Raw genomic sequence first — 25552 nt, 5'->3', positions numbered from 1 at the left:
CGGAGAGATTGACCCATGATCGATTGGATCACCCCCGCCTATGCCCAGTCCGCCCCGGGCTCCGAGGCGGCCATTGGCAACATTGTGTTCATGATTTTGCTGTTCGGCATTTTTTATTTTCTGTTGATTCGTCCGCAACAAAAACAGGTGAAACAGCACAAGGAAATGGTCGCAAACCTGCAACGGGGCGACGCGGTGGAGACCCGGGGCGGATTGATGGGACGGATCCATCGGGTGGAAGAGGATCACGTGATCATCGAACTGGGAGAAGTCGAGGTGTCGGCCCGGCAGTTCAAGCCCGTGCGGGTCAAGGTGCGTCGCGTGGCCGTTGCCGAGATGTCGGCCAAGGCCAGCGCCCCCGCACCCGAAGAGCCCGCGGACAAGCCCAAGGAGTGATCGTTTTTTTTGGACACCGATTCCAGGAGTGACCCGGCGTGCGACAGTTCCCGCTTTGGAAAACCATTCTTTCCATCGTGATCGTTTTGATCTCGATGGTGTACTCCCTGCCCACCCTCATGGGCGGAGTGCCGAGCTGGTGGCCGGCATGGCTTCCTGCCAAGACCGTCTATCGTGGATTGGACCTGCAAGGTGGATTGTATCTTCTGCTGAATGTCGAAACCGACAAGGCGGTGGAGCAGGCGGCTGAAAATCTGGTGGACGAGGTTCGTCTTGCCTTGCGCAAGGGCAAGCTGCGTTATCAGTCGATCAAGCGGGAAGGTCGGGACACGGTGGATGTCAAACTCCCGGCGGATGTGGCCAAGGCCGAGGTCATCAAAATTCTGAAAGATGATTTTCGCAATTCCGTGGCCGAGGAGACCCCGGATGGCGCCCGTCTGCGTCTGTCACCCAAGGAGGTGATCGACCTGCGCAAGTTTGCGGTGGATCAATCCATTCAGACCATCCGTTCCCGCATCGACCAGTTCGGCGTCTCCGAACCCTCGTTGCAGAAACAAGGAGAGGAGCGGATCCTGCTGCAACTGCCCGGACTCAACGATCCGGCCCGGGCCAAAACCCTCATCGGTCGCACCGCCCGGCTCGAATTCAAGCTGGTGGACGAAAAAGGCGATCTGGCCGCGGCCCTGGCGGGCAATGTTCCTGCGGACGATCAACTGCTCTATGAGGAGCGGGGCGGGAAAAAAGGTCAAAAACCGGTGCGTCAACCGCTTCTGCTCAAAAAACGCACCAACCTGACCGGCGATTTGCTCACCGATGCCCGGGTCAATTTCGATCAGTTCGGCGAGGCCATGGTCTCCATCACCTTCAACCACCAAGGGGCCCGCAAGTTCGCCCAGTTGACCGGGGAACACGTGGGAGAGCGCATGGCCATCGTCTTGGACGACAAGGTCTATTCCGCCCCGGTGCTGCGTGAGAAGATCGAAGGCGGACGGGCCCAGATCACCGGCAACTTCACCATGGAAGACGCCCACGATCTGGCCATCGTGTTGCGGGCCGGCGCCTTGCCCGCTCCGGTCACCATCCTGGAAGAGCGCACCGTGGGTCCGACCCTGGGCAGCGACTCGATCAATCAGGGGGTGCACTCCTCGTTGATCGGTGGTTTCTTTGTGATCCTGTTCATGGGGATCTATTACAAAGGCTTGGGCTGGCTGGCCAACATTGCCGTGGTGTTCAACATTTTCATCGTGTTGGCGGTCCTGGCCGCGTTGCAGGCCGCCCTGACCCTGCCGGGAATCGCCGGGGTGGTGCTGCTGATCGGTATCGCCGTGGATGCCAACGTGCTGATCATCGAGCGCATTCGCGAGGAAATCCGGTTGGGCAAATCCCCTTACGCCGCCATCGATCAGGGCTATGACAAGGCCTTCATGACCATTCTGGACTCCCATGTGACCACCCTGGCCACGGCGATGATTCTGTTCCAGTTTGGCACCGGACCCGTGCGGGGCTTTGCCGTCACCTTGATTATCGGTATCGTTTCTTCTTTGTTCACGTCGATCACGTTGACCCGGATGATGTTGTATTACATCCTGCGCAATCGTCGTGTGCAAAAATTGAGTCTTTGATCAAACTCTCAGTAACGGATGCTATTATGGAACTCATCAGTTCAAAGCTGAATATCGACTTCGTCGGCTTCCGGAAATGGGCCTATGTGATTTCGTTGGCCACGTTGCTTGTCAGTCTTGGCTTCCTGGTGACCAAAGGGTTGAACTTCGGACTCGATTTCTCCGGTGGTGCCGTGATGCAACTGCGTTTTCCGGGTCCGGCCCCCATCGGCGAGATTCGTACCGCGTTGGCTCATATCGGCCTGGGGGCGGCTGTGATCCAGGAGTTCGGAGCGCCGGAGGAGATCCTGATCCGTCTCCATCAGGACAAGGATTCCAAGGAACACGAAGCCTCCAAGGTGGCGCAAAAGATCATGGACGCCATCACCCCTCTGGCCAAAACCGGCAAGGTGGAGCTGCGTCGTGTCGAATTCGTCGGGCCGCAGGTGGGACATGAATTGACGGTCAACGGAATCTGGGCGGTCATTTATTCCTGGCTGGCGATTTTGATCTATGTGGGGGTGCGTTTCGAGTTCCGTTTCGCCTTCGGGGCCGTGCTGGCCCTGGTACACGATGTGTTCATCACCATTGGATTCTTCGCGATCACCCAGAAGGAGTTTTCGTTGGTGGTGGTGGCGGCGGTCCTGACGATTATCGGCTACTCGATCAACGACACCATCGTGGTGTTCGATCGCATTCGTGACGAAACCAAACGGTTGCGTCAGCAGCCGTTGGAGATGATCATCAACGAAGCGGTCAACCGTACCTTGTCGCGAACCATCATCACCTCCTTGACCGTGGTATTGGTTTTGGTGGCTTTGATTTTCTTCGGTGGCGAAGTGATCCACGATTTTGCCATCACTTTGTTGTTGGGGGTGGTCGTGGGCACCTGGTCTTCCATTTATGTTGCCAGTCCCATCGTGCTGGAGTGGGAGCGGTGGCGTGGATCCAAAACCTCCTCTTGACCCAGCGGCGCGGCGGGAACTTAAAACATGTCCAACACTTCATCGAGCGACGATTACGATCTCCGGTTCCAGGTGGTCTCCCCGGAGTTCAGCGCCGAACAGGACCGGCTGCATACCCAGGCCATCGCCCAGTTGCGCGAGTCCTTGGCCGCCGGTTCCACCTGGGCCGAGGCGAGCCGGGCGCTCAAAATGGACGATGCCGGATTCAAGTCCGTGGTCGAGGACGACTGTCTCAAGGTGATTCTGGCCGAACGCCATTTCCAGGGCGGCGAACGGCTCAAGGGGATCGCCAAGGACTTGGCCCTGCCCATGGAGTTGTTGGTCTCTTTGAAAGAGGCCATGATCCGCGAGGTGAGCGACTCCGCGCAACAGGCCTATCGACTTTCACAAACTCAATCCTGATTGAAAAGCTGACGAGGAATAGATTCCATGGCACGCATCCTGGTGATTGATGATGACGCCTCCATTCGCGCCCTGCTGCGCGAGATTCTGGTGGAAGAGGGGCACGAGGTGGAGGAGTCTCCGGATGGGCGCGCCGGTTTGCGGCGTTTCAAGCAGTACCATCCGGATCTGGTGATGACCGATATCCTCATGCCGGAAAAAGATGGGGTCGAATTGATCATGGAGTTGAAAGAGGTCAATCCCGGAATCCGCATCGTGGCCATGTCCGGGGGCGGGCGGGGACTGGATGCTGCTTTCAATCTGCGCATGGCCCAGGATTTCGGGGCCACCCGTCTGCTGGTGAAACCGTTTGGCCGCAGTCAGGCCCTGGATGTGGTGCAAGAGGCGTTGGCCCTCCAGACAGGACAGCCGGGATGACCCTGCATGACCGGCATCAGGCCAGCGGTTTGGATCTGGTGTCCCGGGATCCCAAGGGGCTGAATCGTCCTGTGAGCGCTTTGTCCGCCTTGTCCGCCTCGCGGGCGGCCTTCGAGGAGAGCGTCTGTCCATTGCGGCTGGATCGGCTGGATTGGGCGCGAATTCCGGAGTGTGTTCTTGTCGGCAGATCGACCAGGAGGGATGTGTGGTGTTGACCCCCATGGGGTGAACGGTGTTGGCATCCAGACCCCGCCGCATGGCTGTGGGAGTTGAGAGGGTCCGGATCCCATGATGGATTTCATTGCTGCAAGTCTTGTCCAATCCCAGGCTTATCCCGGCTTTTACGATCCCGTTCTGGTCGTGATTTCTCTGCTGGCGGTGTTGCTCGGCTGTTTCTCCGCTCTTTCCACCATCGATCCTTTACGCGGCCTTCAGGGGCTGCGGCGTCACCTGTGGTTGCTGTTCGGGGCCATGGCTTTGGGGAGTGGTGTCTTTTTGATGCATTTCATCGGCATGCTCGCCTACAAGCTGCCGATCGAGGTCCATTACGATCTGGGCGTGACCGCCGTGGCCGCAGTGCCGGCAATTTTCGCGGCGGGCTGGATGCTGCATCTGGTGGGCCGCAGTCAGGCCCATGGCCGCAGCCTCTGGATCGGTGGGGTCATCGTGGGGGTCGGCATCGGCTTGATGCATTTCATCGGGATGATGGCCATGCATCAAGAAGCCCGCATGGCCTATGATCCCCTGCTGTTTGTGGTCTCTTTGCTGTTTGTGTTGGTTTTGGCGGTACTGGCCATCCTGGCCCACTCCTTTTCCGGCAGATTGGGCCTGAAGCCCGATCAGGGCATGGGACGGTTGCTGGCTCCTGTGATCATGGCCTTGGCCTTCTCCGGCATGCATTACATCGCCATGTCCGCGACTCTGTTTCTCCCCAGCCGCATGGATCATCACGCCCCCGAACTGTTCTGGAATCCGGACGGGATGGTGATGGGGTTGGCGGTGTTGTATTTTCTGTTGATTTTGTTTTTTTTGCTGGCGTTGTACCTGGGACGGAAACGGATCGAATCCGGACGGCGGTTGCAACCGCTGAGCCATGTGTTTCTGCCGGGAAACCGGATGATGTTTTTCAAGCATCTGGTGCTGATCCAGGTTGTGATCCTGCTGGTGGGCTGGATGGTGGCCTCTTTTCATGATTCCATGGGATCCGGGAATCGTGAGTCCGCCAGTCGCATCCTGCTGGAACGAATCGTGAAGGGCGTGGCCCATGATTTCCAAACCGTGGTGGCGGACCTGAATCTGCTGCTGGGCAGCGGAGAATTGGACGCTTTGTTTGACCGCAACGATCCGGGTGCCCGGCAAGGTTTGATTCGCCATTTTTCCACGCTGGTGCGGGAACGCCGGGTTTACGAGCAGATCCGCCTGATTGACCAGCAGGGCATGGAGTGGGTGCGGGTCCAGGGTGACCGCGGGCATGGGGTCGTGGTGCCGGAGGAGCAACTCCAGAACCGGGGGGATCGGGACTATTTTCGGAATGCCTGGGCCCTGGACAAGGGAGGCATCCAGCTGTCCCGTTTGGAGCTGAACCGGAGCGACCTTCCGGATGGCCATCCGTCTCAACCGATTTTGCGTTTTTCCGCCCCGGTGTTCGACGCCTCTGGGACCAAAAGAGGGGTGATGGTCCTCGATTATCTGGCGGGGATGCTGCTGGATTGGGTTCGGGAGGGGGTGCGTGGATCTGGTGGTGATGGGTTTGTGATCGATCACGAGGGAAATTTCCTTTTAAACCCGCTTTCGGCAAGCATCCCGGAGGGAAACGCGCCGCCCTCTCGCACGTTCGGGGACCTTTTTCCCGTCCTGTGGCGATTTTTGCAAACCAATCGATCCGGTTCCTTCCGTACCCTGGAAGGGCAGTTCCTGTTTGAAGATTGGATGGTGGCGGTGCCGGAGACGGTCCAATCCGTGTTCAGCGGCGGACTCGGCCCCTGGACCGTGGTCATTCGTTTTCCCCATACGCCGTTTTCCTTCCAGACTTTGCACGATCGTCCGGTCTTTGCCACCATTTTGTATGGCGCGATTCTGCTGGGGCTTTTTTTGGCGTGGGGAGGGACGCTGGTGGTATTGTCCCGGCGCCGCATGGAACAAAGCGAAGCCGAGGCGTTGCGGACCTTGGAGTTTCAAAAGTTGGCTTTGGACGAGCATGCCATTGTTTCGGCCACGGATGTCAAAGGGAAGATCATCTACGCCAACGACAAGTTTGTGGCCATCAGCGGTTACAGCCGCGCCGAGTTGATCGGTAACAATCATCGTATGATCAAGTCCGACGCCCACTCTCCGGCCTTTTATCGGGAGTTGTGGACCACCATTGCCCAGGGTCGCATCTGGCATGGGGAGGTGCAGAATCTCTCCAAGCAGGGAACGCCCTATTGGGTGCAGGCCACGGTGGTTCCTTTCTTGAACGAACGGGGCAAACCGTTTCAATATGTCTCCATCCGCACGGATGTCACCGCCATGAAGGATCTGGAGGCGGGATTGATCCGGGCCAAGGGACTGGCGGAAGCTGCGGCCATGGCCAAAAGCGAATTTCTGGCCAACATGAGCCATGAAATCCGTACCCCCATGAACGCCATCATCGGCTTGAGTCATTTGTGTCTGCAAACCCCCCTGAATGCCCGACAGAAGGATTACATCCGCAAGGTCCATCACGCCGCCACCTCGTTGTTGCGCATCATCAATGACATTCTGGACTATTCCAAGATCGAGGCGGGTCGCATGGACATGGAGTCCATCGAATTCACCCTGGAAGAGGTGTTGGGCAACATGGCTTCCATGGTGGCCATGAAGGCCTGGGAGAAGCGGGTCGAATTTCTCATGGAGACTGCGGTGGACATTCCGTCGGGACTGGTGGGGGATCCGTTCCGGCTGGGACAGATTCTGCTCAACCTCACCAACAACGCCATCAAGTTTACCGAATCCGGTGAAATCGTGGTGGTGACCGAAATGCTGGAAAAAGGGGAGTCGTCCATCCATCTGCGGTTCACGGTGCGGGATACCGGCATCGGCATGACCGCCGAACAGGTTGCCGGACTGTTTCATGCCTTCACCCAGGCGGACGCCTCCGTGACCCGCAAGTATGGGGGCACGGGACTGGGACTGACCATTTCCAAACGTCTGGTGGAGATGATGGGAGGGAGCATCCGCGCCGAAAGTACCTTCGGAAAAGGCAGCCGGTTTATCTTTGATGTGCGTCTGGGTCTGTCCGACCGGGTGGTCAAGTCCTCCCTGGTGGCTTCTGTGGAGCTGCGGGGTAAGCGGGTGCTGGTGGTGGATGACAACGAAAGCGCTTGCAACATTATGGCCGAGTATTTGACTTCGTTTGGTTTCCGTGTCAGCAAGGCGGGGGATGGCAAGGAGGCCATCCGGGTGGTGGAGCAGTCGGATCTCGCCGGGGAGTCTTATGATCTGGTTTTGATGGACTACCGCATGCCGGAACTCGACGGCATCACCGCGGCGGCGAAGATTCGGCATGAGCTGGGATTGAACCGTATTCCGGTGATGATCATGGCCACCGCCTATGGGGAGGACGGGGTGGTGAAACGCGCCCGGCAGGAGGCGCAAATCGATCATTTCCTGGTCAAGCCGATCAATCAAAGCCTGTTGTTTGAATCCATCATGGAGGCGTTGGGCCGGGCGGGATCCGGTGGGGTTCGACCGTTTTCGTCGCGTCACGACAGCAGCCGGGCGGATCGGGCCGCTCTTTCCGGAGCCAGGATCCTGCTGGTGGAAGACAACGAAATCAATCAGCAGGTGGCCCGGGAGCTTTTGGAACAGGCCAATGTCACCGTGGTGGTGGCGGAGAATGGTCAACAGGCGTTGGACAGGATCGCCACGGAGCGGTTGGATGGGGTGTTGATGGATGTGCAGATGCCGGTCATGGATGGCATCACCGCCACCCGTGAAATCCGCAAGCAGGAGCGTTTTGCCCCATTGCCGATTCTCGCCATGACCGCCAACGCCATGTCCGGGGATCGGGATCTGTGTCTGGCGGCGGGGATGCAGGATCATATCGGCAAGCCGGTGGATCCGGTGGAAATGTTTGCCATCATGGCCCGTTGGATCAAACCCGCCACCTCTCTGCCGTTGCCGGGAGAGGGGGAAAACCGGCTGCGGAGTCGATCCGGTTCCACTTTGGCATCGGAGTTGCCGGAGATTCCGGGTGTGGATACCGTGGCGGGTCTGCGGCGTTTGAACGGCAATCTTCCCGCCTATCTGGGTGTGTTGGGTCGTTTTGTCTCCAACCAGAGCGGAGTGACCGGTTTGATCCAGCAGGCTTTGATCGCCGAAGATCATGGCTCCGCGGAGCGGTTGGCCCACACCTTGAAAGGGGTGGCCGCCACCATCGGGGCCAATGGATTGTCCCAGAAGGCGGCCCAGTTGGAACTGGCCATCCGCAACGCCGAAGAGCGCCACGTGATCGAGGCCTTGGTGCGGGAAACCGCCGAGGATCTGGTGGGCTTGAGCGGGCGTCTGGCACCCCTGGTGAGCCACAAGGAGAGCGTACCCCGTCTGGCGCCGCCTGTGGACCACTCCCCGGAAACCCTGTTGCGTCGTAATCAGTTGTTGAAGAAGTTGCATGATCAATTGGCGATCTTTGACGCCGAGGCGGAGTTGACCTTATCCGCCATTCTTGAGCATTTCGGGACTTCAGAGCTGTTGGGATGGTTGACCCGGATGGATGAACAAATCTCCCAATACGATTTCGATGGAGCCAGGAATACGCTTGTCGCGTTATCCAGAACCATTGCACTTGATCTGGAGGCCGTGGATGGCTGAAGACTCGGGAAAAGCGATCATATTGATCGTCGATGACGGTCCGGAAAATCTCGATGTTCTCAAGAACATCTTGATGGATGAATACATGGTGCGTCCGGCCATTCATGGAACCTTGGCGTTGCGGTTGGCCTTCTTGGATCCTCAGCCGGATTTGATCCTCTTGGACATCACGATGCCGGGAATGAGTGGATACGAGGTGTGCCGTATACTCAAAGCCGATGCCCGCACCCGTGAAATTCCAGTGATTTTTGTCACTTCCCGGGCCGGTGATCTGGATGAACGGGATGGTTTGTCCATGGGGGCGGTGGATTACATCACCAAGCCCATCAGTCCGGGCATCGTCAAGGCGCGCATTCGCACCCAGATCACCTTGCGTCGGTTGCAGCGTCGGTTGGAGGAAAAAAACCGGCGTCTGTTCGCCCTGGACGAACGGCTGAACGAAAGCCGACAGTTGTTGTTCTCTTCGGATGAGTGTTTGCGGGGTCTGGTCCAGATCCTCCCGGATATCGTTTTCAAGTTGGATGTGGAGGGACGTTTCACTTTCCTGAGTCAGACGGTGGAGTGCTTGGGCTATCATCCTTCCGAGTTGCTGGGTCGGCATTTTTCCGAAATCGTCGATCCGGAGGATCTGCCGGCGGTGAGTCTGGAGCGGGTGCTGGAACGGGGTGGGGGGTTGGTCAATCCAGGGCAGAAGGTGTTCGACGAACGACGTACCACGCCCCGCATCACCATGGGACTGGGGATCCGGGTCCGGACTCAAGGCCGCCCCACGGGCGAGGGGGATCCGGGCCGCTGGGGGGACGGGGGCTGCGTGAGTGTGGAGGTGAACAGTTCCGGTTTGTATGGCGATCCGGGTGACGATTCAACCATTCGGTTCCGTTCCTATCTGGGAACCGTGGGGGTGATGCGGGATGTTTCGGAACTTCGCAAGGCGCAACAGGCCATCCTGGAGGAAAGGCAGTTGCGTTTGACCCAGTCCGCCGCCCATACCGAGGCGCTGAATCAACAGGCCGTCCAGTCCCGCCGGGCCCAGGGGGATTTTCTGACCAACGTGAGCCGGGAGATCCGGACCCCGTTGAACGCGCTCCTCGGATTGGCCTGGGAGTGTTTGCAAAGCGGGTTGACGCCCCGGCAACACGAATGGGTGAGCGCCATCCATCATACTGCCGGCAATCTGTTGCACGTGCTGGAGTCACGGGTGGATTTTGCCCGGATCGAGGCGGACCGTCTTTTTGGGGTGGATGGGGAACCGGTTGAAGAGAATACGCCGGGGGGGCAGCAGACCCGGCCCGGGGATTTTGGTGTCGGGGTGGATGTGGTGACCGGGTTGCACAATGTGGGGGGCAAAGAGGCGATCTATCGGAGCGTGTTGTCCAAATTTGTGCGCAATCAGCGGGATGCCTGTGTGAGAATGGAGCAGCAGATGGCCGGGGGTGATCCGGCGGGTCTGGAACGTACCGCCCACACCCTGAAAGGGGTTGCGGCCTTGATCGGTGCCCAGAGTTTGTCGGCTTTGGCCAAGCGGATCGAACTGCGGGCCAAGGAGGAGGAGAGACTGGACAGGCTGGGGGATCTTCTGGGGGAGACCGCCAGAGAGCTGCAACGGATTGTGGCGGGAGTCTTGACCGGTTTGCAACAGGCGGAGTTGGCGGTGTCAGGGGCGGAAGCGACTGGGGATGATGACGACTTGGCCCCGGCTCCGGCGGGTTTGGCGCCTTTGATGCGGCAGGTCGAGTCCTTGTTGTGCGCGTTCGACTCCTCTGTGGATACGGTGGTGGAGCAGATGCTGCCTTTGGCGCCGGGCATGGTCCGCAAGGAGCGGATCGGGGCCATGCGCAAGGCGTTGATGGATTATGATTTCGATACCTGTCTGGTGCTGTTGCAGGAGTGGGCGCGGGACGAGGCGATCGTGTTGAGCCATCCGACGCTTTGAGGATAGAGGTTGGCCATGATTGGCCTGGAGGTCCGTGGGATCCGGTCGGAAACAAACAGAGTGGCGCGTCAAGCGGATTGGGTGGGGGATGTGGTGCGGGGGGTGGAACGGGCCGGAAATCCGGCAAGGAGCGTTTCGACCCCGCCTGATCAGATTGCTCGCCAGGCAGGGTCGAGGAGCAGCCGTTACCGGTGACTCTTTTTGCTTTTTTCCGCGTGGGTCAGCAGTTCTTCGGTGAGGGTATCGAGGGTCTCGTTGACCGCTCCGATCACCGTGGAGGCCTCTTTGGCGGCGGAGATGGTTTTGCCCGCCACGTTGACCACGGTTTTGACCGAGGCGCGTTGCTCGTTGTTGTGGGCCTTGCGTTCCACGGAGATGCGACCGTGGGTCAAGGGTCCGAAGCGTTGATCGAGGTTGTCGAACTGCTTTTGGATGCGATCCCGCAACTCGTCTCCGATGTCAACCTGGCGTCCTTCAATTTTCACTTCCATGATTTAAACCCCTTTCAAAATTTAAAATGTCAGGCTTGACCTGATGTGCGTCAGTCGTTGAACAGGCGCCGGCGTTGGTTGTGGACCATGGCTGCGCGTTGTTGCCCCTCGCGGGAGCGGACCGGGATTGGAACAAGGGCACGCACCGGACGGGCGGCCGGAAAAAGGGCGACCAGCAAGAGTGTCACCATGCTTGTCAGCCCCAGAAGCAGGGCCATCCAGGGAAGATCACCGGTCCACGTCTCGGTAAGCGGCATGCAGTAACTCCTCGGTTGGGTGTGGAATGGAACAGTCGGATCCATCATACCACTTTCTTGAGGTCAAATTCCAGGATGCCGACGGCTCCGGCCTGTTTCAATCGCCAAATCAGGTCGCGAACCTCGGAGCGGTCCACCACGGTCTCCACCGCCTGCCAAGCCGGATCGGACAAGGTGTTGATGGTCGGGGATTGCAGGCTGGGCAACAGGGCCAGCACCTCGGCGGAACGGGCCACCGGGACGTTCATTTTGAGGATCGCCTTGTGACGGGCGGTCAGGGCGGCGTTCAACAGCAGGGTGATCTGATCGATCTTGTTTTTTTTCCACGCATCCCGCACCGCGTCGTGATTGGCGATGATCATGGTGCGGGTTTCCAGTAGATCCGCCACGATGCGCAGGCCGTGGGCCTTGATGGTGGAACCGGTTTCGGTGATCTCCACCGCCGCGTCCACCAGTCCTTCCACCACTTTGGCCTCCGTGGCTCCCCAGGAGAAGATCACTTCGGCCTGAATGCCCAACTGGGACAGATGACGACGGGTGAACTGTTCCAGTTCCGTGGCCACCCGTTTGCCCTGGAGATCCGCAAGGGTTTGGATCGGGGAGTCCTGACGGGTCACCAGCACCCAGCGACAGGGACGGTTGGAGCTTTTGGAGTATTCCAGGGCGCCGATTTGCGCGACTTTATCTTCGCACTCCCATTCGAGGATCCAGTCCAGGCCGGTCAGGCCCATGTCCAAGGTGCCGTCGGCTACGTAGCGGGCCATCTCCTGGGGACGGACCAGCGAGCAGACGATCTCCGGATCATCGATGCTGGGAAAATAGTTGCGTGAACTGGGGGAAATGCGCCAGCCCGCCTGGGAGAACAGTTCGATGGTGGCTTGTTCCAGGCTTCCCTTGGGGATGCCGAGTTTCAGTTGTGACATGGTGATCCAATCCTTGTTTCCCTGGATAAATGAAGAAACTCCGGCAGTTGGCCGAAGTGGTCCATGACGCGGTCCGGATGGAGTGCGCGTACGTGCTGCCCACGGTTGTAGCCATGGGCGTACAGAATGACCGGGATCTGGGCGTTGCGGGCGGCCTGGAGATCGGTTTCCGAATCGCCGATCATCACCCCGAGCGTGGCCGGAATGTCGAGTTGCGCCAGGGCGTGTTGTATCGGCAGGGGATCGGGTTTGCGTCGGGGCAGGGTCTCGCCGCCGATGACCACGGAGAAGAATCGGTCCAGATCCAGTTGTTCCAGCATGGCCCGGGCGAGGTGTTCCGGCTTGTTGGTGACCACCGCCATGGCGTAACCCTGGTCAGCCAGGGATTGGAGCACCGGGATCACCGCGGGAAACGGGCGGGAGTGATCGGTGAGATGATCCCGGTAGTAATCCAGAAAGGCGGTGACCGCCTGCTCGAAGAGGGGATCGTCGGCGGGAGGGTCGGTGTTTTCGTCGAACAGTCCCCGGGCCAGCAGGGCGCGGGCGCCGTGGCCCACCAGATGGCGTACCCGCTCCAGGGGCAGGGGAGGGTGTTGCCGCAGGGCCAGGACATGGTTCATGGCTCGCCACAGGTCCGGAGCGGAATCCACCAGAGTGCCGTCCAGATCGAACAGCAGGGCGCGGCAGACGATGGGTTTGCTCATGGGGTGCGCACATGGCCCACGTAGGGCAACTCCCGGAACATCTGGTTGTAATCGATGCCGAAACCCACCACGAACACATTCGGAATCTCGAAGCCCACGAAGTCGGCCTGGACCGGCACCCGGCGACGGGCGGGTTTGTCCAGCAGCACGCAGGTGAGGATGGAGTCGGCCCCTTTTCCCTTGAGGTGGGCGATGGCCATTTGCAGGGTGTGACCGCTGTCGAGGATGTCATCCACCAGCAGCACCTGACGACCGGAGAGATTTTCCCGCACATCCAGACGGGTGTTGATCTGGCCGGAAGTTTCCGTTCCGGCGCCATACGACGACAGCACCATGAAATCGAGGGTCAGGGGGCGTCCGATCCGGGAGAGGGCGCGGGCCAGATCCGCCCCGAACAGGAACGCTCCGGTCATCAAGGTGACCATGACCACGTCGTCCCGCAGCGCCGGGGCCATCTCCTGGGCCAGGGCGTCGATGCGGCCCTGGATCAGTTCGTCGGAGAGGATTGGTTCCACAAGGGGTCTCATCGGGTGTTCCTTTCGAGCAGAAAGACCACCACCGGAGCGAGCAGATTGGCGGTGGTTCCGGGGACGAGCCATTGGGACAGGGGATGCAGAATGGTGCGGTGCGCCGGATGTTTGTCAGCGGAAAGCGGAATGCGTCGCAGGATGCGAATGTCGAGTTCGGCGCACAGATCCTCGAAGTCCAGGATGGTGCACAGATGGATATAGGGGGTGTCGTGCCAGCGGTAGGGCAGCAGCCGGGTGCGGGGCATGCGTCCGTAGAGCAGCAGGCTGAAGCGTACCCGCCAGTAGCCGAAATTGGGAAAGGAGACGATGATCTTTTTGCCGACTCGGAGCATTTCCTTCAGCACGTATTCGGGCCGGTGGACCGCCTGAAGGGTGTGGGAGAGGATGACGTAATCGAAGGAGTCGTCGTGATGATCGCTCAACCCCTGGTCGATGTCCCCCTGATAGACCGGCAGACCATGGGCGATGCAGGCGTGGACCCCTTCGTGGGAGATTTCCACCCCGAAGCCCCGGGCGTGTTTGCGGCGGATCAGGTGGTCGAGCAGCAAGCCGTCTCCGCACCCCAAATCGAGTACACGCGCCCCTTCGGTCACCAGATCGGCGATGACGGCTTGATCGATGCGGAGTTTATGCAACGTGGACCTCGTGGTTGTGGTGCCATTGGTGCCATGCCTGTTTTCAGTCTAGCCCGAAGCCTGGGCCGCGTCAACAGCAGCGGGTGATGGGATTGCACACCCCGGATGGCGGTTCGTCCTCCCGGGCGGTGACCAGCGGGTTGTGCAGGGCCTGGAGACAGGCCCGCACTCCGAAGATCAGCAGAATGAGGACAATGCTCATGAAGAACAGGGCCAGAATCGCGTCCAGGCGATCGTTGGCCACTACCCGGGCCACCTGTTCGAGGGTTTTGGCCGGAGCGAGGATGGTTCCTTTGTCCAGGGCTTGTTGATATTTGTCCGCGTGGGCCAGAAAGCCGATTTTGGTGTTGGCGGAAAAGATTTTCTGGAAGCTGGCGGTCATGGTGGAGACGATCAGCCAGATGGCGGGGAGAATGGTCACCCAGGCCAGTTTGTGACGTTTGAGTTTGAAGAGGATCACCGTGGCCAGGATCATGGCGCAGCCGGCGAGCATCTGGTTGGAGATACCGAACAGGGGCCACAGGCTGTTGATGCCGCCGAAAGGATCGATCACCCCTTGATAGAGGATATAGCCCCAGGCGCTGACCACGATGGCGGTGGCCACCACGCTGGAAAGCCACGAGGAGGTGCGGGCCAGGGGTTTGAAAACCACGCCGAACATGTCCTGGACCATGAAACGACAGGCCCGGGTGCCGGTATCCACGGCGGTGAGGATGAAGAGGGCCTCGAACAGGATGGCGAAGTGATACCAGAAGCCCATCCAGGCCGTGCCGCCGAACACCGACAGCAGGTGGGCCATGCCCACCGCCAGGGTGGGGGCGCCGCCGGTGCGGGAGAGCAGGGAGTGTTCGCCCACGTCGCGGGTGAGTTGGGTGATCATCTCCGGGGTGACCACGAAGCCCCATTCGCGGATGATCGTGACCGCGCCTTCGAGGGTGGTTCCGAGTACCGCCGCCGGGGCGTTCATGGCGAAGTAGACGCCGGGTTCCAGGATGGAGGCGGCGCACAGGGCCATAATGGCCACGAAGGACTCCATCAGCATGCCTCCGTAGCCGATGAAACGGGCATCGCCTTCGCTGGCGATCATTTTCGGGGTGGTGCCGGAGGCGATCAGGGAGTGGAATCCGGAGCAGGCGCCACAGGCGATGGTGATGAACAGAAACGGAAACAGTTCTCCGCTCCACACCGGTCCGGTGCCGTTGATGAACACGGTGGTGGCGGGCATCTTGAGCGCAGGCGCGGCCACGAAGACGCAGATGGCCAGCAGGACGATGGTGCCGATTTTCAAGAAGGTGGAGAGGTAATCCCGGGGACAGAGCATCATCCACACCGGCAGGATCGAGGCCAGTGCCCCATAGGCGATCAATCCGGCGGTCACCTGGGGTCCGGTGAGGGTGAAGAGGGGGCCAAGGGTCGGATGGGTGGCCACATGCCCTCCGCCGATGATGGACACGATCAGCAACACCGCGCCGATGACGGAGATTTCCGCCACGTGTCCTGGCCGGAGTTTTTTCATGTAGATCCCCATGAACAAGGCGATGGGGATGGTCATGACCACGGTGAACACCGACCAGGGGCTTTCCGCCATGGCCTTGACCACGATCAGGCTCAAGACCGCCAGCAGAATGGTCATGATGCCGAAGATGCCGATCATGGCCACGCTGCCGGGGATGGCTCCCATCTCCGAGCGGATGATCTCCCCGAGGGAGCGTCCCCCGCGACGCATGGAAAACGACAGAATCAAAAAGTCCTGCACCGCTCCCGCCAGCACCACCCCCACCAGGATCCACAACAGACCCGGCAGATAGCCCATTTGGGCCGCCAGCACCGGACCCACCAGGGGACCGGCCCCGGCGATGGCCGCGAAGTGATGGCCATACAGCACGATGCGGTTGGTGGGGACAAAATCCTTGTTGTCGTTGTAGCGGATCGCCGGGGTGGGCCGGGATGGATCGAGGGTGAGTACGGTCTGTTCGAGGAACAGGGCATAGAAGCGGTAAGAGAGGGTATAGATGCACAAGGCGGCGATCACCAGCCAGGTGGCGTTGACCGACTCTCCCCGGTTGAGGGCCACGCTGCCCAGGGCCACGGTGCCGATGGCGGCGATCAGGGCAAAAAGGAGCTGGCGCGACAAGGGCGTCGGTCGGGAGAGGGGCTGGGGCATGGGGATTCCTTGGATTTCGCACGGATTGGAGGGAACACAGGCGCATCCTTGCCGATCAGGTCGGGTTTTAATTAAACTTTTCACCATCCTGTTGTCAAGGTTGGCCTGGGTTGGGGGAGATGTGGCGTGTCCGACGGATTGGCGGAAAGAGGGCGTGAGGCGTTTCGTCGTCGGTTTTTTCCGGAGGCGGACGCGGCCCGGTGGTCGGACTGGCGCTGGCAGGTGCGACACCGGTTGCGGGATCTTCCCGCCTTGGCGCGGGTGTTGAACCTTTCCGATCCGGAGCGGCAGGGATGGGAACGTCGGGAGGGGGGATTGCCGGTGGCGGTGACTCCCTATTATGCGGCGCTGATGGATCCGGATGATTGCTTGGATCCGTTGCGCCGTACCCTGCTGCCGGTGGTGGATGAACTCGTGCGCTCGGCGGGAGAGTCGGAGGATCCCCTGGACGAGGTCCGGGATACGGTGGCTCCCGGGGTGATCCGACGCTACACGGATCGGGTGGTGATTCTGGCCACCGGGGTGTGCGCCACCTATTGCCGCTACTGTACCCGTTCCCGTCTGGTGGGAGGGCGGATCCATCCCGAGGGTCATTGGGATCAGGCCATCGCCTATGTCGCGGCCCATCCGGAGATCCGGGACGTGCTGGTTTCCGGCGGTGATCCCCTGATGCTGTCCACCCGGAAACTCGATACCCTGTTGACCCGTCTGCGGGCCATTCCCCATGTGGAACTGCTGCGCCTCGGCACCCGCATGCCCCTGGTGTTGCCCATGCGGGTGACTCGCAAGCTGGTGGCCATGCTGAAGCGGCATCATCCCCTGGCGGTGAGCCTCCATGCCACCCATCCCGCCGAGTTGACCCCGGAGGCTGGGGTGGCCCTGGCTCGTCTGGCGGATGCGGGCATCATGCTGGCGGGGCAGACCGTGCTGCTGGCCGGGATCAACGACTCCCTGGAAACCCTGCGGGCCTTGATGCGTGGCTTGTTGCGCAACCGGGTGCGGCCTTATTATCTGTATCAGTGTGATCCGATTCCCGGTTCCGGCCATTTCCGGGTTCCGGTGGAGCAGGGGATCCGGCTGATGGAAGGACTGGTGGGGCACTTGAGCGGCTACGCGGTGCCCCGTTACGTGATCGATGCCCCTGGGGGCGGAGGCAAGATTCCGGTGGGACCGGTCACCCTGGTGGGACGGGACGCCGAAGGGGTGTTGCTGAAGAGTCATTTGGGTGGGATTTACCGTTATCCGGATCCTCCCGAGGGAAAAAGGAGTCATTGAAGGGTGCAAATCGGTTTGGTGTATGATCTGCGGGATGATTATCGGGACTCAGGGCTGGACGAGGAGCATCTGGCGGAGTTCGATCGTCCGGAAACCGTGGCGGCGTTGGTGGCGGCCCTGGAGAGCGGAGGGCATCGGGTGGAGCGCATCGGCCATATCCGGGCGTTGGCGTCGGCTCTGGTGGCGGGAAGACGTTGGGATCTGGTGTTCAACATCGCCGAGGGGGTGCGGGGGCGCAGTCGGGAGGCCCAGGTTCCGGGGCTGCTGGAAGCGTATGGGATCCCCTACCTTTTTTCCGACCCGTTGACTTTGGCCCTCTCCCTGGACAAGGGGATGTGCAAACGGGTGGTGCGGGACGCGGGACTGTCCACGGCTCCGTTCGCGGTGCTGGATCGGCATGAGGATCTGGACTCCGTGGTTTTTTCCTATCCGATGTTTTTGAAACCCGTGGCCGAAGGGAGCGGCAAGGGGTGTTCGGCCCGTTCCCGGGTCGAGAGCCGGCACAGGCTGGAAGCGGTCTTTTGGGAGTTGCGTCACCGTTTCGCCCAGCCGGTGCTGGTGGAGCCGTATTTGCCGGGTCGGGAGTTCACGGTGGCCATCGTGGGGAACGCCGAGACCATCCGTCTGGCGTTGGTGGCCGAGATCGTCTTCGCCACCCGGGATGACGCCGGGATCTATTCGTTTGCGAACAAGGAGTGCAGCGGCAGTCGGGTGGCCTATCGGTTGGTGGATGACGCCGAGGCGTTGTTGGCCCTGGAGCAGGGATTGGCCATCTATCGGTTGTTGGGATGTCGGGATGCGGGGCGTCTGGATTTTCGTTCCGACGGGGCGGGCATGCCCTGTTTTCTGGAGATCAACCCGCTGGCCGGATTGCATCCGGAGCTGTCGGGTTTTCCGCGCATGGCGGCCATGGCCGGGTGGTCGTATGAGCCGTTGATCCTGGCCATGGTGGCCGGAGCGGTGGAGCGCATGGCCGGGGAGAGATCCTGAATGAAAAAAAGCCTTCGGGAATCCCGAAGGCTTTGGCAAAACGGGTTCTACTTAAGAACTGAAAGGGCTGGTCCGGGAGCCGTGACCGAAGGTCAGCGTCCCTTGGCCGCGCCTCTGGGGGCGGCTGAGGGTTTGGCCGCGGCCGGTTTGGCGGCGGGCTTGGCGGCGGGCTTGGCCGCTGGGGGCTTGGCGGCAGCGGGTTTGGCGGCGGGTTGTTTCGAGACGGCCATACCTTCCTCCATGGAAGAAAAGTTGTTGGTGAATAAGGGTACCATTATAAGCGAATCCCTGTGAGCGGCAATCAAAATTCGGATCTTTTCCATGGATTTTTTTGATGGGTTGGATTAACGAATTTCACGATTACGGTCAAAGAAATCATGGTATGAGTATTGCTAGACTCGGTTTGTCAGGAATGGATGGTCTTGGGCCTTCACGTGTTGCTAAAGGAGTCAAACGTCATGATTCACGGATCGCAAGGATCCCGTTCCCCGGAGGCGATGAGCCGTGTGGGAACCTTTTTTGTCGCCACCCGGGCGGACTGGCTGGCTTGGCTGGACAGTGTCGATGCCCAGACCCCGGCCCGGGCCACGGTGACCGAACGGCAGTTGGGCAGAGGGTGGACCTTGCGTCGCGGCAAGATCGCCGGGCGTATGTATTAACCGATCAAGAAAAGCGGTTGCCTTTTTTCGTTGCAGGATTCATTGCAGCGGCGTGGTGGATCTTCGGGCGGCCAGGATCCGTTCCCGACGGGCATGGGCCGCCTGGGTGGCCTCGGTTTCGGGGATGGGCATGGAGAGGGTCTCCCCCTTGGACTGGGGCAGCTTGTTGGGATGGGGATAGCGCGCCCGGCAGGCGGTCATGAGGGTTTCCACCACCGAGAGAATCTCTTCGCTGTTGGGGGGCGGTTCGCCGTAGATCCAGAGATCCTGCCGGTGGTTGTAGGTGAACTTGTCCACCGGGCCGGTGTAGGGGCCGATGGGCAGGTCATCCTGGCTTTTGCGGTAGGTGTAGATCCGGATGATGGTGCTGCGGGGGTGAAACCCGACGACCATTTCCGATGTGGACAGGCTTTCGCGGGTGTAGCAGCCATCCCGCAGCCGGGAGGCGATCACCCCTCGGGTTAGTTCGTCCAGTTGTTGGGCGCAGCTGTGCGTGAGCAGCTCTTTGCGCAGATGGCGGCACAAACGGCGGATGTCGTTGGCCGGATAGAACCGTCTGATGCGGCGGAAACGCATGCACGAGCAGGTGAGCCGAAACAGGTTGACCCGATAATTCATGTGCATCAGCTTGTGGCTGGGCACCAGGATCACCTTGTCGAGTTCCGCGGGCAGTTGGGGCAGCAGCAGGGATGGACAGTAGGGAATGGATGCCAGGATGTGGCGTTTTTTCCAGATCGGCGCAATCAGGAAATCATAAACCAGCCAGACGGTGACGCCTGTGACCAGGAGAGCCAACAGCCATGGCCAGAGGGAGTGGTCGTGGATTTGGGCATGGGGAGTGAGGTCGATCATGCTTGGGCTGGTTTCGGTGAAAGGGTTTGAGAAAATTTTGGGGTACATTAACATCGGTTGGACGGTGACACCATGGTTGCAATGCACTTTTTTCCCCGTGAACCCTGGATGCTTGGCTCCGGGCGGAGCGTGAGACGGTGGTTAGGCGGTCTCGTGGCGGTGATGGTGTGGTCTGTGTTATCCACGGCCTGGGGCATGAATGCCGAAGAGATTCTGCGCGCCGTGGATCGCAAGATGCACTCCCCCTCCTACGAAACGTTCAACCGGATTACCTTCAATTTGCCCAACACCCGTCAGCGTACCGTGACCTTGTATTGCGCCCAGGCCAGCGGTCGTCGGGCTTTGGCGATGGTGGTCTCCCCGGATGAGTTGCGGGGACGGGCGGTACTCCGGGTAGGCGACGAAGTGTGGCTGCACATGCCCGGTGAATTGGAAACCCGCAAGACCAACCTGATGCTCTCCATGGTGGGTGGGGTGTTCAACAATGCGGATTTTCTGATCGGGAATTTTTCCGAAGAATATCTCCCCACCCTGGCCAAAGAGGAGGAGTCGGTGTGGACTCTTTCCCTCAAGCCCCGTTTCGAGAGCAGTCCCTACGCCCGATTGGAACTCAAGGTGGACAAAAAGAGTCTGATGCCTCTGGAGTTGTCCCAGTTCGACGCCGGTGGTTTCGCTCTCAAGACCATCCAGTACCGGGAAGCCCAGGAGTCGGATGGGGATCATTTGCTGCCCATGCTCATGGAGACCGCCAGCGGCATGAATCAGGCCTATCGTTCGTCCTGGCGGGTGGGTCGGGCGGAGAGTCGGGAGTTTCCCGCCAATGCCTTCACCCGGGAGTTCCTGCCCCATGCCGGCCGCTTGATGAAGTGATCTCATCCCCAGGCGGGAATGGTGGCTTGGCAGCGGTGCCCGACAATCGGGCTTGACAATGGGTTTGGCTTGCTTCACAGTGGTCCGCTTCCAATTTGTTCGGACCCGTCTTGGGAGTGATGAATATTGAGTAAGGAAGATGTCATAGAAATGGAGGGAACGGTCATGGAAAACCTTCCCAACGCCATGTTCCGCGTGGAGCTGGAGAATCAGCACAAGCTGTTGTGCCACATCTCCGGACGCATGAGAAAGCACTATATCCGTATCCTGCCGGGCGACAAGGTGACGGTACAACTGACCCCCTATGATCTCACCAAGGGGCGCATCTCTTACCGTCACAAGTAGTTCCCTTCTTCAAAGAAGCCGGATGACTTTCTCCCCCCTCCTTGGGGACATCTTTCCCACGGGCGAGAGGGCACCATTCAAGCATGAGTTACAACGCATCCCAGATCGAGGTCCTGGAAGGGCTGGAAGGCGTGCGTCGGCGGCCGGGCATGTATATCGGCGGCACCGACGAACAGGCCTTGCACCACCTCGTGGTGGAACTCCTGGACAATGCCACGGATGAGGCCTCCTCGGGTCACGCCAACCGTGTGCAGGTGACCCTGCGCAAGGATGGGGCGGTGGCGGTGTGGGACAATGGCCGGGGCATTCCGGTGGATCCCTTGCCCCGTTATCCGGACAAGTCGGCGTTGGAGGTCATCATGACCACCCTGCACGCCGGCGGAAAATTCAACGATCAGGCTTACGAAACCGCTGGCGGTCTCAACGGGGTGGGGGTGTCGGTGGTCAACGCCCTGTCCGCCTGGACCGAGGTGGTGGTAGAACGGGATGGCTTCCGCTGGCGGCAACGCTACGAACGGGGTCGCACCGCCTGTCCCCTGGAACGTCTGGAGGCCACCCGCCGTCACGGCACCCTGGTGACCTTTGCCCCCGATGGCGACATTTTTCCCCAGACCCGCTTCGATCCCCAACGTTTGGTGGAGATGTGTCGCGCCAAGGCCTATCTCAATCGGGGTCTGACGGTCGTTTTGCGGGACGAGACGCAGAATGCCGATCAGACTTTCCTGTATCCCGACGGAGTGCGGGATTTTGTGCGGGAGATGGTGCCGGGTGAGCAGCGGGTGATCGCGGAGCCGTTCGCCGGTCTGGTGGAGCGGTTCGGCGACGACGGCAAGGGTCGTCTGGAATGGGCCATGGTCTGGACCGCCGAGGAGCGGGGTTCGACCCTGTTTTACTGCAACACCATTCCCACCCGGGAGGGAGGGGTACACGAGGCCGGACTGCGGGCGGCCCTGATCAAGGGGGTGCGGGAGTTCGCCGAGGCGCGCAATCTGGTGCCCAAAGGGCTGGAACTGGCCCCCGAGGATGTGCTGGACGGTTTGAACGGGGTGTTGTCGTTGTTCGTTTCCAACCCCGAGTTCGCGGGTCAGACCAAGGACCGGCTCACCAACGCCGGCGTGGCCCGCAAGGTCGAGGCGATCATCAAGGACAACCTGGACCATTGGTTGCATGGTGCTCCGGAACGGGCCACCCGACTGGTGGAGTTGGCCATCGAACGGTCCCGGGAGCGGTTCAACCGCAAAAAGAATCAATCCCGGGTCACCCGCAAGAGCGCCACCACCCGCCTGACTTTGCCGGGCAAGTTGACGGATTGCATCTCTTCGGATACCAGCGCCACGGAACTGTTTATCGTCGAAGGGGATTCGGCGGGAGGATCCGCCAAGCAGGCCCGGGATCGCAATACCCAGGCGGTGCTGCCGTTGCGGGGCAAAATTCTCAACGTGGAGCAGGCCAACCTGGAAAAATTCGAGGCCAACGCCGAAATCAAAAACCTGATCACCGCCATCGGCGCCGATCATGGTCGGGCCTTCACCCTGGACAAGGTGCGTTATGGCCGTGTGGTCATCATGACCGACGCCGACGTGGATGGGGCCCACATCGCCAGTTTGCTGTTGACCTTTTTTTACCGTCACATGGCCCCGTTGATCCAGGCGGGCCGGTTGTTTCTGGCCCAGCCCCCCTTGTACCGGATCACCACCGGGGCCGAGACCCGTTATGCCCTCGACGATGCGGCCAAACAGGTGGTGATCGCCGCGATCCTGAAAAAACGCGCCAACGCCAAGGTGGAAATCTCCCGTTTCAAGGGGTTGGGGGAGATGGATCCGGCTCAGTTGCGGGAGACCACCATGTCTCCCCAGACCCGTCACATGCTCAAGGTGGTGGTGGATGATCCGGTCTCCACCGATGACACCTTCGATCGCCTGATGGGCAAAAGACCCGCCGAACGGTTTCGTTTCATTCAGGAAAAAGCCCCGTTCGCAAAGGATCATCTGGACATTTGAACCGCAATCGCCCTATGTTTGCTCGCTCATGGTCACATGGCGGGAACAACATGGGGATCGTATCCACATTTTGCAAAGGGGTGCAGGCGTGTTTGCCGTGATCAAGCGTCTTTTCGGGATCGGCGTGGCGATGATCGGACTGACCGGAGCGGCATTGGCCGGTTCCGGGGCGACCGATCCGTTTGTGGCCTCCATGGAGGCGGCGTTGCAGAAAAATCCCAAAATCATCGCCGCCGCCGCCCAACTCAAGGCCGCTTTGGAGCGTCTGCCCCAAAGTCGCGCCCTGCTCATGCCTACCCTCGACCTCAACGCCTCCCGGGGTCACAGTCGTCTCGAATGGAGTGGTGGCGGCAGCAGCAGCACCGATCCGGCAGTGGTGGGACTCTCCCTGACCCAGTCCCTGTTCAATCAAAAGGCGCTGGTGGGCTTCCGTCAGACCAAACCCTATATCGCCTCGGTGGAGCAGGATGCCCAGGCGGCCATTCAGGCGGTTTTTCTTGAGGCGGCCTCCACGGCGGTGGAGGTGTTGCAGGCCTCCGAGGTGGTCCGGCTGGCCAAGAACAATCGGGAGTTGCTGAAACATCATCTGGAGGCGACCCGTTCCCGTTTCAAGGTGGGGGAGATCACCCGCACCGATGTGAGTCAGGCGGAATCCCGTCTGGCCAGCGCCGAGGCCAATCTGGTGCGCTCCGAAAACACCCTGGCGGTGGCCCGGGCCCGTTTTCAGGAGGTGACCGGCGGCCCGGTGCCGGAAGGATTGCACTTGCCGGGATTCCGCGACAAACTGGATGACCTGCCCCGTTCCGAACTGCAAACCCGGGCTGCGGAGCGTCCCGATCTGGTGGCTGCCATCTTGCGTCTGAAAGTCGCCGAGGATGAGGTGGATTTGAAACGGGCCGGTCACATGCCATCGGTGGCCCTTTCCGCCAAGGCGAGCCGCAACTGGGGCGAGGAGATCTCCAATACCATCGATCCGGTGAACAAATACGCCGTGGATCTGGGGGTGACGGTACCGATCTACGCCGGTGGCATGGTGGTATCCCAAACCGCCGAAGCCCTGGCCCGTCAGGAGGCCCAGGCCGCCGAGGTGGAACGGTTGCGACTCCAGATCACCCGGGAGGTGGAAGCGGCGGCGTTGGATCTGCACAGCGCCCGGGCCGCCGATGTGGCCCTGGAAACCGCCCTGAAGGCCGCCGATGACGCCTTGGACGGCGTGGATCGGGAGTATCGTGTCGGCACCCGCACGGCCCTGGATCTGCTGGATGCCCGCAACGAGGCCTTTTCCGCCGAGACCGAACTGGCCAAAAGCCGGTTCGGCATGGTGAATTCCGGGTTTCGCCTGTTGCACGCCATGGGACGTTTGACCCTGGAAGCCCTGACCCTGAATCCTCCCCAAACCGGAGACCGTCCCAGCCGGGAGTCATCCGACAGGGACTCACCCAAGCCACCCCGTCGGTAGTTCCGGGGCGGACCGTTCAACCCGAAATCCATTTGGATACACCCAGGATTGGAGAACACGACTATGCTGGAGCAGGTGCAAAAGGTTCTGGAAGAGATTCGTCCCATGCTGCAACGGGATGGCGGGGATGTGGAACTGGTGGAGGTCACACCGGACAATGTGGTGCATGTGCGTCTGCGGGGCGCCTGCGGCACCTGTCCCGGCGCCATCATGACCCTGAAAGGGGGCATCGAGCGCATCATGAAGCAGCGCATTCCGGAAGTGGTCTCTGTGGAGAACGTGCGCTGACCGTCCGGCGGACCGTGCGGTATCTTCCATCCCCTCATGCGGATGATCGGCCCGAGGGGGGGCCGGTGGATCTGTTGGTGGTGCATGCCATCAGCCTTCCCCCCGGAGCCTTCGGCGGTCCGTTTGTGGATGATCTGTTTTTGGGTCGGCTGGATCTGGATGCCCATCCGTATTTTCGTCAGTTGGCGGGATTGCGGGTATCGGCCCATTTTCTCATCGAGCGCACCGGGGCGTTGACCCAGTATGTGCCGGTGGCCAAACGGGCTTGGCACGCGGGCAAAAGCAACTGGCTGGGACGGGAGTCCTGCAACGATTATTCCGTGGGGGTGGAGCTGGAAGGGGTGGAACACGGAGAGTTCACCCCCGAGCAGTACAGCCGTCTGGCCGGATTGGCCCGCACCTTGATGGACGAACTGCCCGCCCTGACTCCGGAGCGGATCGTCGGTCATCGGGATATCGCTCCGGATCGCAAATGGGATCCGGGTTCCGGTTTCGACTGGGAACATTTTCGCGCCTTGTTGCGTTGGGCGCATCCCGATGAAAGAAACTCCTTGGTCTGGGAATGA

26 protein-coding genes are annotated in these 25552 nt (G+C 60.5%); 17 read left to right on the top strand and 9 right to left on the bottom strand.

All coding sequences use genetic code 11. The annotated features are described in order from the left end of the window. Positions 1-15 precede the first annotated feature (15 nt). From yajC to HQL98_03015, 8 genes are all read left to right on the top strand, one after another. A complete protein-coding gene (gene yajC / locus HQL98_03050; protein MBF0271043.1) occupies positions 16-396 on the top strand; it encodes a preprotein translocase subunit YajC in 381 nt (126 codons plus the stop codon). A gap of 95 nt (positions 397-491) precedes the next feature. Next, complete coding sequence (secD, locus tag HQL98_03045; protein ID MBF0271042.1) at positions 492-2018, top strand: protein translocase subunit SecD; 1527 nt, start codon at positions 492-494, stop codon at positions 2016-2018. A gap of 26 nt (positions 2019-2044) precedes the next feature. Next, positions 2045-2962, top strand: coding sequence for a protein translocase subunit SecF (secF, locus tag HQL98_03040; protein ID MBF0271041.1), 918 nt, complete (start codon positions 2045-2047; stop codon positions 2960-2962). Between the two features lie 27 nt (positions 2963-2989). Further along, positions 2990-3364 (top strand): hypothetical protein, encoded by a 375-nt coding sequence (locus HQL98_03035; GenBank protein MBF0271040.1) that lies wholly within the window; start codon positions 2990-2992, stop codon positions 3362-3364. A 27-nt stretch (positions 3365-3391) separates the two neighbouring features. After that, positions 3392-3781, top strand: a complete 390-nt coding sequence (locus HQL98_03030; protein ID MBF0271039.1) for a response regulator — start codon at positions 3392-3394, stop codon at positions 3779-3781. Next, the gene (locus tag HQL98_03025) at positions 3778-3996 is read left to right on the top strand and encodes a hypothetical protein (protein MBF0271038.1); all 219 of its coding nucleotides are present in this window, start codon (positions 3778-3780) and stop codon (positions 3994-3996) included. The genes HQL98_03030 and HQL98_03025 overlap by 4 nt, the downstream gene beginning before the upstream one ends. A 73-nt stretch (positions 3997-4069) precedes the next feature. Further along, on the top strand, positions 4070-8611 hold the full coding sequence (locus HQL98_03020; GenBank protein MBF0271037.1) for a response regulator: 4542 nt from the start codon (positions 4070-4072) through the stop codon (positions 8609-8611). Continuing rightward, positions 8604-10544 (top strand): response regulator, encoded by a 1941-nt coding sequence (locus HQL98_03015; GenBank protein ID MBF0271036.1) that lies wholly within the window; start codon positions 8604-8606, stop codon positions 10542-10544. The genes HQL98_03020 and HQL98_03015 overlap by 8 nt, the downstream gene beginning before the upstream one ends. Positions 10545-10729: 185 nt before the next feature. On the opposite strand, the gene raiA is transcribed toward HQL98_03015, so the two are convergent. The 7 genes from raiA to HQL98_02980 all read right to left on the bottom strand — a co-directional run bounded on the left by raiA (position 10730) and on the right by HQL98_02980 (position 16248). Further along, a complete protein-coding gene (gene raiA, locus HQL98_03010; GenBank protein ID MBF0271035.1) occupies positions 10730-11035 on the bottom strand; it encodes a ribosome-associated translation inhibitor RaiA in 306 nt (101 codons plus the stop codon). A gap of 50 nt (positions 11036-11085) precedes the next feature. Continuing rightward, entirely contained in the window at positions 11086-11292 is a 207-nt protein-coding gene (locus tag HQL98_03005) for a hypothetical protein (protein MBF0271034.1), read from the bottom strand. Between the two features lie 44 nt (positions 11293-11336). After that, positions 11337-12215: an ATP phosphoribosyltransferase gene (locus tag HQL98_03000; GenBank protein ID MBF0271033.1), complete on the bottom strand. Its 879-nt coding sequence runs from the start codon at positions 12213-12215 to the stop codon at positions 11337-11339. Further along, complete coding sequence (locus tag HQL98_02995; protein ID MBF0271032.1) at positions 12203-12919, bottom strand: phosphoglycolate phosphatase; 717 nt, start codon at positions 12917-12919, stop codon at positions 12203-12205. The genes HQL98_03000 and HQL98_02995 overlap by 13 nt, the downstream gene beginning before the upstream one ends. Beyond that, positions 12916-13446, bottom strand: a complete 531-nt coding sequence (hpt, locus tag HQL98_02990; protein ID MBF0271031.1) for a hypoxanthine phosphoribosyltransferase — start codon at positions 13444-13446, stop codon at positions 12916-12918. Before hpt ends, HQL98_02995 begins: the two co-directional genes overlap by 4 nt. Next, positions 13443-14084 (bottom strand): methionine biosynthesis protein MetW, encoded by a 642-nt coding sequence (metW, locus tag HQL98_02985; GenBank protein MBF0271030.1) that lies wholly within the window; start codon positions 14082-14084, stop codon positions 13443-13445. Before metW ends, hpt begins: the two co-directional genes overlap by 4 nt. Positions 14085-14154: 70 nt before the next feature. Further along, positions 14155-16248 carry a carbon starvation protein A gene (locus HQL98_02980; GenBank protein ID MBF0271029.1) on the bottom strand — a complete coding sequence of 698 codons (2094 nt, stop codon included), beginning with the start codon at positions 16246-16248 and terminating at the stop codon, positions 14155-14157. A gap of 105 nt (positions 16249-16353) precedes the next feature. Here HQL98_02980 and HQL98_02975 point away from each other — a divergent pair, with 105 nt between their 5' ends. Beyond that, positions 16354-17523, top strand: coding sequence for a KamA family radical SAM protein (locus tag HQL98_02975; GenBank protein MBF0271028.1), 1170 nt, complete (start codon positions 16354-16356; stop codon positions 17521-17523). A 3-nt stretch (positions 17524-17526) separates the two neighbouring features. Beyond that, complete coding sequence (locus HQL98_02970; protein ID MBF0271027.1) at positions 17527-18513, top strand: D-alanine--D-alanine ligase; 987 nt, start codon at positions 17527-17529, stop codon at positions 18511-18513. A 92-nt stretch (positions 18514-18605) separates the two neighbouring features. Here HQL98_02970 and HQL98_02965 read toward each other — a convergent pair whose 3' ends face one another. Next, complete coding sequence (locus tag HQL98_02965; protein MBF0271026.1) at positions 18606-18743, bottom strand: hypothetical protein; 138 nt, start codon at positions 18741-18743, stop codon at positions 18606-18608. 228 nt (positions 18744-18971) lie between these two features. On the opposite strand from HQL98_02965, the gene HQL98_02960 reads away from it, so the two are divergent. Next, a complete protein-coding gene (locus HQL98_02960; GenBank protein MBF0271025.1) occupies positions 18972-19172 on the top strand; it encodes a hypothetical protein in 201 nt (66 codons plus the stop codon). Between the two features lie 39 nt (positions 19173-19211). Here HQL98_02960 and HQL98_02955 read toward each other — a convergent pair whose 3' ends face one another. Further along, the gene (locus HQL98_02955) at positions 19212-20024 is read right to left on the bottom strand and encodes a hypothetical protein (GenBank protein ID MBF0271024.1); all 813 of its coding nucleotides are present in this window, start codon (positions 20022-20024) and stop codon (positions 19212-19214) included. Between the two features lie 129 nt (positions 20025-20153). On the opposite strand from HQL98_02955, the gene HQL98_02950 reads away from it, so the two are divergent. The 6 genes from HQL98_02950 to ampD all read left to right on the top strand — a co-directional run bounded on the left by HQL98_02950 (position 20154) and on the right by ampD (position 25552). Beyond that, positions 20154-20894: an outer membrane lipoprotein-sorting protein gene (locus HQL98_02950; protein ID MBF0271023.1), complete on the top strand. Its 741-nt coding sequence runs from the start codon at positions 20154-20156 to the stop codon at positions 20892-20894. Between the two features lie 126 nt (positions 20895-21020). Continuing rightward, positions 21021-21239, top strand: a complete 219-nt coding sequence (infA, locus tag HQL98_02945) for a translation initiation factor IF-1 (GenBank protein MBF0271022.1) — start codon at positions 21021-21023, stop codon at positions 21237-21239. Positions 21240-21322: 83 nt separating this feature from the next. Next, entirely contained in the window at positions 21323-23239 is a 1917-nt protein-coding gene (locus tag HQL98_02940) for a type IIA DNA topoisomerase subunit B (GenBank protein ID MBF0271021.1), read from the top strand. 88 nt (positions 23240-23327) lie between these two features. Next, a complete protein-coding gene (locus HQL98_02935; GenBank protein ID MBF0271020.1) occupies positions 23328-24698 on the top strand; it encodes a TolC family outer membrane protein in 1371 nt (456 codons plus the stop codon). Positions 24699-24761: 63 nt separating this feature from the next. Further along, a complete protein-coding gene (locus HQL98_02930) occupies positions 24762-24986 on the top strand; it encodes a NifU family protein (GenBank protein ID MBF0271019.1) in 225 nt (74 codons plus the stop codon). Beyond that, entirely contained in the window at positions 24983-25552 is a 570-nt protein-coding gene (ampD, locus tag HQL98_02925; protein ID MBF0271018.1) for a 1,6-anhydro-N-acetylmuramyl-L-alanine amidase AmpD, read from the top strand. The genes HQL98_02930 and ampD overlap by 4 nt, the downstream gene beginning before the upstream one ends.

Source organism: Magnetococcales bacterium (assembly GCA_015231755.1).
Taxonomy (GTDB): domain Bacteria; phylum Pseudomonadota; class Magnetococcia; order Magnetococcales; family Magnetaquicoccaceae; genus Magnetaquiglobus.
The sequence above is the reverse complement of the archived record's forward strand: the minus strand, read 5'-3'. Positions and strand labels throughout refer to the sequence as shown.